Annotated in this window: 10 protein-coding genes; 9 read left to right on the top strand and 1 reads right to left on the bottom strand. The window is 54.5% G+C overall.

Annotated elements, in window-relative coordinates; genetic code table 11:
• The first annotated feature begins 18 nt into the window (after nucleotides 1–18).
• The 9 genes from MJO52_RS17040 (at nucleotide 19) to MJO52_RS17080 (ending at nucleotide 11,340) form a co-directional block, all read left to right on the top strand.
• Entirely contained in the window at nucleotides 19–195 is a 177-nt protein-coding gene (locus MJO52_RS17040) for a hypothetical protein (protein ID WP_252083161.1), read from the top strand.
• Entirely contained in the window at nucleotides 185–3,145 is a 2,961-nt protein-coding gene (locus MJO52_RS17045; protein WP_252083162.1) for an ATP-binding protein, read from the top strand. The genes MJO52_RS17040 and MJO52_RS17045 overlap by 11 nt, the downstream gene beginning before the upstream one ends.
• Before the next feature lie 127 nt (nucleotides 3,146–3,272).
• On the top strand, nucleotides 3,273–4,664 hold the full coding sequence (locus tag MJO52_RS17050; protein WP_252083163.1) for a sigma-54-dependent transcriptional regulator: 1,392 nt from the start codon (nucleotides 3,273–3,275) through the stop codon (nucleotides 4,662–4,664).
• Between the two features lie 856 nt (nucleotides 4,665–5,520).
• Entirely contained in the window at nucleotides 5,521–6,900 is a 1,380-nt protein-coding gene (pcnB, locus tag MJO52_RS17055; RefSeq protein WP_252083164.1) for a polynucleotide adenylyltransferase PcnB, read from the top strand.
• Nucleotides 6,900–7,376 carry a 2-amino-4-hydroxy-6-hydroxymethyldihydropteridine diphosphokinase gene (gene folK / locus MJO52_RS17060; RefSeq protein ID WP_252083165.1) on the top strand — a complete coding sequence of 159 codons (477 nt, stop codon included), beginning with the start codon at nucleotides 6,900–6,902 and terminating at the stop codon, nucleotides 7,374–7,376. The genes pcnB and folK overlap by 1 nt, the downstream gene beginning before the upstream one ends.
• Before the next feature lie 108 nt (nucleotides 7,377–7,484).
• Nucleotides 7,485–8,171 (top strand): deoxynucleoside kinase, encoded by a 687-nt coding sequence (locus tag MJO52_RS17065; RefSeq protein ID WP_252083166.1) that lies wholly within the window; start codon nucleotides 7,485–7,487, stop codon nucleotides 8,169–8,171.
• Nucleotides 8,172–8,176: 5 nt separating this feature from the next.
• Complete coding sequence (panB, locus tag MJO52_RS17070; protein ID WP_252083167.1) at nucleotides 8,177–8,989, top strand: 3-methyl-2-oxobutanoate hydroxymethyltransferase; 813 nt, start codon at nucleotides 8,177–8,179, stop codon at nucleotides 8,987–8,989.
• 89 nt (nucleotides 8,990–9,078) lie between these two features.
• Complete coding sequence (locus tag MJO52_RS17075; RefSeq protein WP_252083168.1) at nucleotides 9,079–9,870, top strand: acyl-CoA thioesterase; 792 nt, start codon at nucleotides 9,079–9,081, stop codon at nucleotides 9,868–9,870.
• Nucleotides 9,871–10,302: 432 nt separating this feature from the next.
• Entirely contained in the window at nucleotides 10,303–11,340 is a 1,038-nt protein-coding gene (locus tag MJO52_RS17080; protein WP_252083169.1) for an endonuclease/exonuclease/phosphatase family protein, read from the top strand.
• Between the two features lie 40 nt (nucleotides 11,341–11,380).
• Here MJO52_RS17080 and MJO52_RS17085 read toward each other — a convergent pair whose 3' ends face one another.
• Nucleotides 11,381–12,355, bottom strand: coding sequence for a zinc transporter ZntB (locus tag MJO52_RS17085; protein WP_252083170.1), 975 nt, complete (start codon nucleotides 12,353–12,355; stop codon nucleotides 11,381–11,383).
• Nucleotides 12,356–12,374 lie beyond the last annotated feature (19 nt).

Below are 12,374 nucleotides of genomic sequence, written 5' to 3' on the forward strand. Positions count from 1 at the left end.
GGATTTACATAACAACCTATGAGCAACCGCACCCTGCTAATCCTGCTCGTGCTGGTGGGCTATGTGTTCTCCCCCACCATATTTACCTGGATGATCAACCCCGTTGGCGCCTGGTACCGGCCCTTTATCCTCTGGTTCGTTTTGATCCTGCTGGCGATTTTTATCCAGTGGAGGCGCAACTCGAATGAGCTTTGAGATCGCCCATATTGCCCTGATCGGGGTTGCCTACATCGCTACCTTGTTCTTTGTCGCTTTCGCCACTTCCAAGGGCTGGCTGCCCGCACGCTGGGTGCGCCATCCACTGGTGTACGTACTCTCGCTGGGGGTCTCTCTATCTGCCTGGACGTTCTATGGCATTGTCGACCTCGCCTGGCAATACGGCTACGGGGTGCTTGCCTACTACCTGGGCACCGGTGCCATGTTCTTATTTGCGCCTGTGGCACTGGAGCCCCTCGCGCGCCTGGCCCAACGCTACCAGCTCTACTCCCCCGCAGATCTACTGGTTTTCCGCTACCACAGCCGCCAGGTGGGCACCCTGGCCACCCTGTTTATGCTATTGGCGCTGCTACCACTGGTCGCCCTACAGATCCAGGCGGTATCGGAAACCTTGGCACTGCTGTCACGAGACAGCGTCGCCGCCCTCGGCCTGCCCGACAGTGGTGTTTCCAGTAAAAACCTAATCGCCTTTTTCTACTGTGTGCTGTTGGCAGTCTTCACCAGTATGTACGGCGCCACCCGTGAGCGCGGTGAGGGCCTCGCCAGTGCCATGGCGCTGGAATCCCTGGTTAAACTGGTGGCACTGACCGCGGTCGGTGGTTATGCCGTTTACGGTGTGTTCGGCGGTTTCTCAGGGCTCGACCAGTGGCTGCTGGAAAACAATGATATGCAGCAGCTGCTCTACACCCCCATTGAACAGGGCTCCTCGCATACACTGCTGTTAGTCTTTATCGCTACCGCCGTGGCCATGCCACATATCTTTTACCTCAGCATCGCCGAGCGCCCCACCGGCCAGGCCCTGCGCACCGCCAGCTGGGGTTTTCCGCTTTTCCTGTTGCTAATGGCGCTGCCGATCTTTCCGATTATGTGGGCGGGCTTCGCCCTGGATGTGACTGAACCGGTACAGTACTTCTCGCTGGCGGTGCCGCGTGCCAGTGGCTCAGCGTTGCTCACAACACTGGCCTTTATCGGCGGGCTCTCCGCCGCTACCGGCGCACTGATTATGATCACCCTGGCATTATCTACCATGGTCATGAATCACTGGCTGCTACCGGGCACCCGCTGGGACTCCGAAGACAATATGTACCGCCAGTTGGTGTGGCTGCGCCGCGCTTTAATCGCTGCATTGTTTATCGCGGGTTTTGCCTTTTATCTGCTGCTGGACAATCGCCTTTCCCTGTCGGATTTAGCCCTGCTGGCCTTTATCGGTTCCCTGCAGTTTCTACCGGGTATCTTCGCCGTTATTCACTGGCCGCGAGGCAATCGACGTGGCCTGATTGGCGGACTTCTGGCGGGGATGTTGATCTGGGGTTGCGGCCTGTTGCTGCCATCGGTGTTCGAACTAACCGGTATCACCCTACCGGGTACTTCTCTGCAGATACCCCTGGGCATGTCCATCTGGACCCAGGTCACTACCCTGTCTCTCGGTGTCAATATAATCCTATTCGTCAGCCTCTCACTGTTCACTTCAACGAGCAGCCTGGAGCAATACGCCGCCGACCTATGCAGTGACGACACCATCGCCCAGGCTCTGCGCCTGGGGCTCGATGTACAGTCCGCAGCGGACTTTCGCCTGCGCCTGGCGGAGAGCCTAGGGGCGGCCACCGCCAACACCGAAGTGAAGCGCGCCCTCAATCAGCTCAACCTGCCCGATAACGAGCGCCGCCCCTATGCCCTGCGCCAGCTTCGCAATCGCATTGAATCCAACCTGTCCGGGCTGCTCGGACGGGTACTGGCCGGCCAGATTATCGATCGCCACTTTCCCTTTCAGAACAGCGATCAGCCGGCCAACAAGGATATCCACCTGATCGAGACACGCCTGGGGCGTTACAAGCACCAGCTGACCGGGCTGGCGGCAGAGCTGAACAATTTGCGGCTGTACCACCGGCAAATGCTGGAGGAGCTTCCCATGGCCGCCTGCTCTCTGGGGCGCGACGGCGAGATACTGTTGTGGAATTACGCCATGCAGGATCTCACCGGGATTGCCGCCGTTGAGGTAATTGGCTCCAAGCTGGAATATCTGGCCGAACCCTGGCGCAGTCTGCTAGCGGAGTTTGCCGAATCCAGCGATGCCAGCCGCTTCAAGCAGCAAGTCAGTCTCGGCGGCAATAGCCACTGGCTCAACCTGCACAAAACCCGGCAGAAACGCAGCCGCAGCGGGCGGGCCCGCAACCAGCGTGGCGATGGGCAGATGTTACTGCTTGAGGACATCACCGAGACCCAGATTCTGGAGCAGGAGCTGATTCACAGCGAACGCCTGGCCTCGGTGGGACGCCTCGCCGCCGGTGTCGCCCACGAGGTGGGCAACCCAGTGACCGGTATCGCCTGCCTGGCACAGAACCTCCAGTTCGATTGCGACAATCCGGAAGTGCTGGAAACTGCCGACCAAATCCTCAGCCAGACCCAGCGCATCAGCCGCATCGTACACTCACTGGTGAATTTTTCTCACAGTGGCAGCCAAGAGAGCGAGCGGGCTCCGGTAGACCTCTACGCCTGTGTGCAGGAAGCGGTGCACCTGCTATCCCTGCAACGGGATAAAACCGAGGTGCGCTTCGAAAATGCAGTCCCAGCAGATCTGATCGCCCCCGGGGATAACCAGCGTCTGATCCAGGTATTTATCAACCTGCTCAGCAATGCCCGCGACGCCAGCCCGGATGGCGGTCTCATCCGCATTGAAGGTCGAGAAGCCAAGGGTTGTGCCTGTGTGTCAGTCACCGACGACGGCCCCGGTATCTCTGCCCAACACCGCGAGCGTATTCTGGAACCCTTCTTCACGACCAAGGAACCCGGAGAAGGTACAGGCCTGGGCTTGGCCATGGTGTACAGCATTGTTGAAGAGCACGGAGGGCAGCTAGAGCTGGAGAGCCCGGCCAATCCGGAGACCGGCCGCGGCGCCAGATTTACTGTACAGCTGCCCTTGGCAGGCTAAGACTCCAGCCGGCAAACCGGCCAGGAACTGGGCAAAAATAACCCGGTTATCCGTTTTTGAGTTGCATCGAAACGGCGGCCGGGTAAAACTAGGCGTTTATTGAGCATTTTGTAACCAGGCGTAACATATGAGCCACATCCTGATCGTCGAAGATGAAGCCATTATTCGAACGGCGCTGCGCAAACTGTTAGAGCGGCACCGATATAAGGTCAGTGAGGCGGGCTCAGTTAGGGAGGCCCTTAGTAAGCACCGGGTCAATGAAGTGGACCTGGTTATCTCAGACCTGCGCCTACCCGGTGCACCGGGCACCGACTTGCTCAAGCATGCCGGTGAAGTACCGGTATTGATCATGACCAGTTACGCCAGCCTGCGCTCCGCTGTGGACTCCATGCGCATGGGCGCCGCGGACTATATCGCCAAGCCATTCGACCACGACGAGATGCTCGCCACCGTGCGCCGCGTCATCGGCAAGGCCGAACAAAGTCGCGCCCAAGCGCCTTTGGATAAAAGTAACCCAGGCACTATCGCCGGAATGATCGGCGACAGCATGGCTATGCGCGAACTCTATAGGCGCATTCACAAAGTGGCACCCACAGACGCCACCGTACTGGTGCATGGAGAAACCGGCACCGGTAAAGAGCTGGTGGCCAAAGCTATCCATGAAGAGAGCCGCCGCGCTGGCAAGCCGTTGATCTCGGTCAACTGTGCCGCCATTCCCGAGACATTGATCGAATCGGAGCTGTTTGGTTACGAAAAGGGCGCTTTTACCGGCGCCCAGAGTGCCCGCGAGGGATTGGTTGCCGCCGCTGATGGCGGCACCCTGTTTCTCGATGAAATCGGTGAACTCCCGCTAGAGGCTCAAGCACGGCTATTGCGAGTGATACAAGAGGGTGAGGTGCGCCCAATTGGCTCTATCGAGTCGCACAAAGTGGATGTGCGCCTGGTTACCGCCACCCACCGTAACCTGCGTCAACTTGCCGCTGAACGCAAGTTCCGCGAAGACCTCTACTACCGCATCAACGTGGTGCAGATGACTCTGGCACCGCTGCGCGAGCGCGGCCGCGATGTCCTTGCACTGGCAGAGCACCTTCTCGAAAAGTTCTGCACCAAAATTGAGCGCCCACTGCTGCGCCTCTCTCCCGAGGCAGTTCAGGCAGTCACCACGTACACTTGGCCTGGTAACGTTCGTGAGCTGGAGAACGCCATACAACGCGCGGTCATCCTCACCGACCGTGACAGCCGGGAAATCGACCACAAAACCCTAGATATAGACTTGGACCTGGTCCCCGTGGAGGAGGCCATCGGCGAGCCTCGTCCGCGCAGCCTGCATACCGATCCTCGCGAGGATCTCTCGCTGGAGGACTACTTCGCTCGCTTCGTAATCGAGCACCAGGACACCATGAGCGAGACCGAGCTGGCGAAAAAGCTGGGGGTCAGCCGCAAGTGCCTGTGGGAGCGTCGCCAAAAACTGGGCATTCCCCGCAAGAAAACCCGCCGCAGCGCGGTTGCCGAAGCCTGATCAACTTTCTTGGGGGCTGAGCCCCCTCCCTCACCTACGCCACTCTTCCTCAACAAGTAGCCCCTTAAACTACTCTTCAACAGGCTTTAGCCGCGTCCATGACCGCTGTCCCACTTTGTTACATCACTGGTAACAGAGGGAAGTGTTACCCAAGACCTACCTCAAGTAACAGTTGCCGCACCTTACGTAACGCAATGCCACCCAGAAAAGTTCCATCAATTTTCGTAAAGATTGTAACTTGTTGATTTATAAGGATTTTTAAAAGTTGGCACACTAAATGCTTTACTCTTAGTACAAAAATTAAAAACGGCCAACAATAAAAATAAATGACCGTTAAAAGCCCTATAACTACTCAAAATAAGTGGGCGAAACACAATAAAAATAATGGGGCGGCCGATAACAAAAGCAATGAGTGGCCAAAACCGCAAGAACAACAATAAACAATAACAATAATTTCGAAAGAAGAATAAAAATAACAACAAGCGCGTTGCAAACTGACTGATTTATACCTGGGAGAGGGTGTTTGCTTGATAGCAAATTAAGAGCGCAAGGAAGCCGCTGCCTTCATACCTGTAATAATAATTCCCAAACTTTTCCCCAACTTTCCGGCACCCGCAGATTGCGGGCGCATTGCTTTGCGTGTGTTAGAATCGCGCCAGCGAGTCCTCCACACTGACAGCAGATGCCATTGCCGCCCCCTGTTTTGGACTTCGCCCCCTGGGCCCGCCCAGGTACAGAGGCCCCAGTAGTGCAACAACATGCCCCAACTCCGTTGGGGAGGAAAGTGCAGGTGTAATGCCTGTCGCCACCGGAGATGTGGCCTCAGCACCAACAGGGCATTTTCGGTCACCAACAGATGGCAGCAGTCAAGACAGACAGCCGTATGCTCAATAATTTGATTAGTAGTATCAAACGCTGGCGCAAGCCGGCCAAGAAAGGCCCCAGGGTTATCGCCCGCAACGACCACAATATCTCCCGCCGGGATATCAGCCGCGCAGCCCTAACGGTCATGAAACGCCTACAGGAAGCAGGTTACCAAGCGTACATTGTCGGGGGCGGCGTGCGGGATCTAATGCTCGGCGGCCACCCCAAAGACTTCGATGTTGCCACTGACGCTACACCAGAACAGGCTAAAGTACTGTTTCGCGGCGCACGCATTGTCGGTCGGCGCTTTCGAATCCTGCACGCGCGTATTGGCCGCGAGGTTATTGAGGTCACCACTTTTCGGGGCCACCACAGCGATGGCGAGACGCACGAAGCAAAACAATCCGAACACGGTATGTTGCTGCGCGACAACGTCTACGGCGACCTGGAAAGCGATGCCATGCGCCGCGACTTTACAGTCAATGCTCTCTATTACACCACCGATGGCTTCGCTGTTCACGACTACACCGGGGGTGTTGAGGACATTAATAATCGCCTGATCCGCATGATCGGGGCTCCCGCTACCCGCTATAAAGAAGACCCTGTGCGGATGCTGCGTGCGGTGCGCTTCGCAGCCAAACTGGATTTTGCCATCGAACCCGCTACCGAGGCCCCGCTAAAAGAGCTGGCTCCTCTACTGCGCAATATCGCCCCCGCGCGCTTGTTTGACGAGATCCTCAAACTGCTGATGAGCGGCCAGGGCGAGCGCACTTTCGAACTATTGCGCCGCTATCATCTGTGGCAGCACCTGTTCCCAGATAATGCAGCCCAAATTGAAAAGAACCCCGCAGCACTGGAGCTAACAAAGCGCGCCCTTCGTAATACCGACCAGCGCATCCAGGCTGATATGCGCGTGACCCCCGCCTTCCTATACGCTGCCCTGTTGTGGCCGGCTGTGGACGAGGAGCAGAAAAAGCTCATCGAGAAAGGGATTCCACCGGCGCCGGCACTGGCCCAGGCGGCTCAAAAAATTACCAGTAACCAACTGGCCCACACCGCTATTCCCAAGCGCTTCTCTATCCCCATGCGCGAGATATGGGATCTCCAGCATCGTCTGCCACAACGCGGCGGCAGTCGCGCCCAGCGCCAGCTGGAGCACCCCCGCTTCCGCGCCGCTTACGACTTCCTGCTATTGCGCGAAGAGTGTGGAGAAATTGAACCCGGTCTGGGCAACTGGTGGACCGACTTTCAGCAAGCCGATGATGAACAACGCCAGCAAATGGTACGCAAACTCCAGCGCAGCGGCGGCAACAATCGACGTGGCCGCAATTCCCGTGGCGGACGCCGACGCAAGCCAAAGGCTGCCGAATAATGGAAAAGGTTTTTATCGGGCTCGGCAGTAATCTATCTGAGCCACAGAAGCAGCTGCGCAGTGCCCTGGCGGCCATGGAGGAAATCCCCGACTGCCGCCTGCTGCGCTGTTCCAGCTTTTATCACAGTGCGCCCATAGGCCCTGGCGAGCAACCAGATTATGTCAACGCCGTGGTTGAGCTGGAGTGCGCACTAACGCCCATTGAGTTACTCGACCAGCTGCAAACGATTGAGCAGGCTCACGGGCGCGAGCGCTCGGTGCGCTGGGGAGCGCGAACCCTCGATTTGGATGTTTTATTGTTTGGCGAACAGCAACTAGACGAGACGCGTCTGCAGGTACCGCACCCGCGTATGGCTGAGCGTAATTTTGTTTTGCAGCCACTCGCTGAGCTCGATCCACAACTGCAACTGCCATCGGGGGAGCTATTGCAACAGTTGCTGCAGGATTGCCCACAAAACCGCCTGGAGAAATTCTAGACAGCCTCAAATACAGCGCTAAAAGTACTCGACTGGCCGCCCCGCTTGATAGTATTTTGGCGCCTGTAACCCATCAGGGAAGACGCCCCAACCAGAGGAGTCGAACACGTGGTTATCGACAACAGCGAAACCAGTTCGTGTGAGTTTGGCCAGCCGGAGAGAACGCCACCGAAATTTATTGCCGTTGAGGGTAATATCGGAGTGGGCAAAACTACCCTCGCCAAAAAACTGGCCTGTACCTTCAATTACGACACTCTGTTGGAGCTACCCGAGGAAAACCCCTTTCTCGAACGCTTCTATCGCGACCCCAAAAACGCCGCACTACCCACCCAGTTACATTTTTTGCTGCAACGCTCTCAACAGATTCAGGCCCTGCGCCAGGATGATTTGTTTGAACCCGTGCGGGTGGCAGACTTTCTTATCGAGAAAGACCAACTGTTTGCCCAAGTCACGCTGGACGCGGATGAACTCGCGCTCTACCAACAGGTATTTCAGCACCTCACACTAGAGGCCCCCAAGCCCGACTTGGTTATTTATTTACAGGCCCCACTGGAAGTCCTGCAGGCTCGTATCCGCAATCGAGGCGTCCCAGCTGAACGCGTTATCAGCACCGAATATCTGGCCACACTCAACGACGCCTACACGCAATTTTTCCACTTTTACGACAGCTCACCGCTGTTGATTGTCAACAGTGAGGAAATCGATATCGTCGATAGCCCCGAGGATTACCAACAACTGGTGGAGTATATGCTCACCGTCACCAAGGGCCGTCATTACTACAACCCGGGAAGTTAACCGCTATGTATGCACCTTCAGAATTAGAAAAGCTCGTTACCGTGCAAACCCTGCGCAAAATGAAAGCGAACGGCGAGAAATTTATTACCGTCGCCCTCTACGACGCGCCCATGGCGGCCATGGCGCAGAAAACCGGCGTGGAAACCGTGCTGGTAGGCGACTCCCTCGGTATGACCGTACTGGGCTACGACAGCACAGTGCCGGTCACCATGGAACAGATGATCTACCACGTGGAAGCAGTGGCAAGGGGCAATAAAAAATCCCTGATCATGGGTGATATGCCATTTATGACATATGCCACACCGGAGCAAGCGCTCACAAACGCCACCCGTATCATGCAGGCTGGCGCCCATATGGTGAAGATTGAGGGTGGTGCCTGGCTTGCTGACACAGTCAAAATGCTGACAGACCGCGGTATCCCTGTTTGTGCTCACCTGGGGCTCACTCCTCAGTCCGTTCACAAGCTGGGCGGCTATAGGGTTCAGGGGCGCGACGAAAAACACGCCGAACAAATGTTGGAAGATGCGATCCTCCTAGATCAGGCTGGCGCCGATCTGCTCGTGCTCGAATGCGTGCCCAGCGCCCTGGCCAAGCGCATCACAGAATCAGTTTCCATGCCCACAATCGGCATCGGCGCTGGGCGCGATACCGATGCCCAAGTCCTGGTTATCAACGATATCCTCGGCCTTACCGAACAGCCGCCGAAATTTTCCAAGAACTTTTTAGTGGAGGCCGGCGATATCCCCGGTGCCCTGCGCAAGTATGCAGGGGACGTTAAACTCGGCGTATTCCCAGAAGACAGCCACACTTTCAATTAAGTTTCTACGGGGCCACTTAACGACAGTGCAGTGGCCCAGACACCTCCTCCCGTGGACTGCACAAAGCCCGCTCTCCCAGCGGTAACACTATGACTTTTGATGAACTTCTCCTTGATTGGCGCGATAAACATGGCGCCAATGTGGTACCGACAGGCTGGAGCCAGGGCCGCGCTACTTTTGGCGGCCTGGTTGCTGCCATGCTCTATGAGAAAATGGCAGCGGAGGTGATTGCAGAAAGCAGTTTACGCTCACTCACCTTCTCCTTCGTCAGCCCGGTTAGCGCGGATGCGGTAAAAGTCGAAGCGCAGCTACTGCGCGCAGGCCGCTCTGTCACCCAGGTGCAGGGCCAATTACTGCAAAATAACGCGACTGTACTCGCTGGACTTGCCAGTTTTGGCAGCGGCAGGGAATCCTCCGTTAAAGTCGACACCCCTGCCGCTCCTGAGTTTGCCAGCCCGGATAAATGTATCGCCCTACCTTATATCGAGGGTGTGGTGCCAGAATTCACTCAGAAATATGACTATCGCATCGCTCGTGGCCAACTCCCCTTCAGCGGCACCACGGAGCGGCAACTGGGCGGTTGGGTGCGTTTTAAAGACGGCAGCGAATCTACTATAGGTATTAGCCATCTACTCACACTCATCGACGCCTGGCCACCAGCTACTCTACCGATGCTAAAAGTTCCAGCACCGGCCAGCTCGCTCACCTGGACGCTGGAGCTGATGGAACCGCTACCACAACGCAGCGCATCGGATTGGTGGCAATATTTGGCAGAGGTGGAGCAGGCTGAAGATGGCTATGCGGTGATCCAGGCGCGCCTTTGGGATAACGCGGGCAGACTCGTCGCTTTATCCCGGCAAATGGTGACTATTTTTGCTTAAGCAAACTCACTACTGACTTCCCTTCTTTTAGGCGCGCCATATAGAAACCACACCCAATACCACGCAGGGCCATATTCTAATAAAGTTAAAGAAAGTGCTCTGCGACTAAGTTCTTTACTTAATTGCCAACCAGAAAATACTGACGCAGAAAAACCTGTGAGCAATCGTGTAGCTGGCGCCGCTTTATTGTCAGGATAATCTCAACTGACCGGCCTGTTAGTGTCTAACTTTTCTGACGCTGGGTATTTTACTGGCAAAGCATACAAATTAACGTCAATTAAAGTAAAAAATAAAATAAAAAAAACCTTCCTTACTCCAATTTGTAATCTACGCTATCCATCATCCCACCCTCGAAAAATCAAAGACCGAGAAAAAAAGGCCTCGCCTTTTTAATTTCAGTCCACCGGCGATAAGAACCATGGAGAATAAAAAATGATAAGAAAAATCTGTATATCCCTTGCTCTACTGATCAGCTATCCCGCTAGCGCAGCAGATTTTGAAGATGTATGGGATGCGATCACCTCATGCAACTGGTTCGAATTTATCGATGATGTGGATGACACGGGCACAAAAGATCTGGATGGCTACGAGTATGGTGACACCAGCTTCAAAGATGCCAACTCAGGCAACTTTGACATGATGGTGTATAACATGGATGGTTTTTTACAATGTATTGGTGGCAACAGTAAGTCAGATTTCAAACAAATTATCCGCACTTTTAATGACGACCCCAAGGATCTCTGGTTAATGCAGGAGGTGTGGAGTAAAACCAAAGCCAACTACCTGGATGACGATGACAAGCTGAGCAACGATACGGTTCCCTATCGTTCAAAACACTGGAAAGGTGGCGGCACCTCTTTTGGTAACGGCTTGCTGACTTTTTCCAAATTCCCCTTTGACCGGGACAATCGCGACGATAACGATTATTCCTTTGCCACTTATGAAGAGGAAACTTTTGATAAATGCTCAGGCAACGATTGTGATACCGAGAAAGGTTTCACCGTGGCCAACGTTGAAGTGACGGAGAACTATCATGTGCATATTTATAACACCCACATGGATGCGGGCCATCAAGATGCCGACCTAAACGCCAAGGCAAAGCAACTTGATCAAATCGCCGATATGATTGTCTCCCACTCAAATAATGCCACTGTTATTTTGGCAGGGGACTTCAATATGGCATTCGATGAAAATGATGATGGCTGGCGCGGCGTTAACTACCAAACCTGGAAGGCCTTTTTCGAAAAAACCGGCGGTAAGCACGCCTGCCAATATATGCTCTCTGGCAATGACACCAGCCTGGAAGCCTGCTCCGATGAGCTACAAAATGACACAGACCATGTAGTAATCATCAACAATAATCCCAACTACACACTGGAAGTCACTGATTATTTTATCGGTTCTGCAACCTATTCTGGGTTAAGCGACCACGACCCAGTTTTTGTAGATTTTTCCTGGGTTAAAAACTAATCCCTAAAAGGGCTCCTTCCACTGCAACGTGGAGGGAGCCTTAGAGCCATTTTTTCCAATAAAAAAAGGCGATTTGTCCGGCAAGTGCAGCTACTAACAAAATACAAAATACCAAGAATCCCTCTCGAGCTTGAGCCCATGGAATCCCACCAACATTAATTCCAAACAATCCAGTTAAAAAGCTCAGAGGCAGGAAAATTGCTGCAACCATCGACAATACATACATACGACTATTCAGCTGTTCGGAGCTACGGCTTAGTAGTTCCTCCTGAGCAATTGCCGCCCGTTCACGAATTGTATCTATATCATCGATATGCCGCTGCAGGCGCTCATTAATATCCGCTAGTAGGATATGGCTCCCTTCATCAAACCAGGGAGCCGACTCCTGCTGCATACGAGTTAAAACCTCCCTCTGTAAGCAGAGGTATCGGCGCAATGCTATTGTCCTCTTACGAAACTGAACTAGATTCGCCCCCAGATCTTTCACCGACCATTCGAGTAATTGATCCTCAAGTTCATCGACCTTTTCCTCAAAGTCATCAACCCGGTCTCCCATACGCAGCACTAGTAAATCTGCCAGGGACACTACCAATGCCGCTGTCCCCCGTGGCCCACAACCACTGCTCAACCGGGAGATCAAATCCTCCTCAGCCAACAGGCGTCTCTTACCAATACTGATGACACGATTCTCTTCCACCCATATTCGAATAGAGACCCGGCTCTCTCTCCGTGCTTTATGCTTTGGATCGACTCCACACAAAGCTAGAAATAATCCATCACCTACAGCCAGGGTACGCGGTCGCACCTCTTTGGCCAGTAATGCTTCTTTAACCACAGTAGGCAATTCACTACTATCGCTTACCCAAGCTAAAACCTCTTCGCAAGCACTATCAAAATGGAGCCACAACACCCCCTGGCGGGGATGCCAAGACTCCACCTCCGGCCAAGCCACTTCTCGGCCCGATCCATTTCGATCGAGCAAGGTTGCACGAACGTACTCAGATTCCATGGACATAGACTTCCATTTACTGAAC

Source organism: Microbulbifer variabilis (genome assembly GCF_023716485.1).
In the GTDB taxonomy this organism is placed as follows: Bacteria; Pseudomonadota; Gammaproteobacteria; order Pseudomonadales; family Cellvibrionaceae; genus Microbulbifer; species Microbulbifer variabilis_B.